Below are 1,443 nucleotides of genomic sequence, written 5' to 3'. Positions count from 1 at the left end.
TCGGACTTACATGCTGGTATGGCTGCGCGAGGGTCGTGACCCTTGATCTGACTGGTGCCCTGCTGGGTTGCCGATGGACTGATCCGTCCGGCCCTCGCGTAGTAGCGGCACCGGCCGGTCGGGCATGACCTCATACGAGCCTGACCCCAGCGCACGGGATCTGGTGTAAGTCCTGTCTGACCGGCCCGGCCGGTGCCGACCCATCGGCTACGGAAGGGCAGCATCATCATGACAAACCAGGATCACCGCGTCGGCGGTATCGACTCACATAAGGACACCATCCACGTCGCGGTCATCACTGCGATCGGGCAGCCGGTCACGGACCGGGAGTTCCCCACCACGGTGGCCGGGTACCGGCGGGCGGTGGCGTGGCTGATCGAACACGGACCCCTGAGCGCGGTCGGTGTGGAGGGCACCTCCAGCTACGGCATCGGGATTACCACCGAACTTCTCGCGGCAGGCATCCGCGTGGTCGAGGTCAACCGGACCCGCGCGGCGGAGAAACGCAAGCAGGGCAAGACCGACCCGCTGGACGCCTACCGCGCTGCCCGGTCGGTGCTGTCCGGCGAGGCCTCAACCGAGCCGAAGAACCCCAGCATCGAGCCGCTACGGGCGCTGACCATCGCGCGCCGTTCCGCGGTGAAGTCACAACAAGCCGCCTGGCGTCAGATCGGCTCCCTGCTGGTCACCACCCGCCCCGCCCTGCGGGACCGTTTCCGGGACCTGCCGGAGACCAAACTCATTGCCACCCTTCGGGATTGCCGCCCCGATCAGATCCATGACGTCGACGACGCCGACACCCTGTACGCGTTGCGGACCCTGGCGCGACGCTACCTCGCCCTCCAGGACGAGATCACCGCGCTCGAGGAACGGATGCTGCGGCGCGCCACCCGCGCCAACCCAGCCCTGATGGCCATCAAAGGCGTCGGCCCCGCGGTCGGCGCACAGCTGCTGATCACCGCCGGCGACAACCCCGACCGGCTACGCACCTCCGCCTCGTTCGCCGCCCTGTGCGGAACGGCGCCGATCCCGCTCTCCTCCGGCCGCACCGACAAACATCGCCTCTCCCGCGGCGGTGACCGGCAAGCCAACGCCGCCCTGCACCACATCGTCAAAGTCCGCATGTCCTACGACCAGAGAACCCGCGCCTACCGCGACACCCGCCTGGCCAACGGGTGGACCACGAAGGAGGTCTTCCGCGCCCTCAAACGCGCCGTCGCACGAGAGATCTTCCACGCCCTGGCCGGCCACACCCTCGCGCCCGACTACTCCGACCTACGACCCGCACGCCACGCGAAGAACCTCACCCTCACCGCCGCCGCACAACACCTCGGCGTATGGCCCGCCAGAATCGGCGAACTCGAACTCGGCAGACGCCCCAACGACGAACTCGCCACCCGCTACAGAGCCTGGCTCGCCGCCGCCTGAAACTCCCCCTCCCCA

1 protein-coding gene is annotated in these 1,443 nt (G+C 68.5%); it reads left to right on the top strand.

The annotated features are described in order from the left end of the window. Nucleotides 1-228 precede the first annotated feature (228 nt). Nucleotides 229-1,428, top strand: a complete 1,200-nt coding sequence (locus BN11_RS17710) for an IS110 family RNA-guided transposase (protein WP_048701889.1) — start codon at nt 229-231, stop codon at nt 1,426-1,428. Nucleotides 1,429-1,443: the final 15 nt, after the last annotated feature.

It is taken from the genome of Nostocoides australiense Ben110 (assembly GCF_001050535.1).
In the GTDB taxonomy this organism is placed as follows: domain Bacteria; phylum Actinomycetota; class Actinomycetes; order Actinomycetales; family Dermatophilaceae; genus Nostocoides_A; species Nostocoides_A australiense.
The sequence above is the reverse complement of the archived record's forward strand: the minus strand, read 5'-3'. Positions and strand labels throughout refer to the sequence as shown.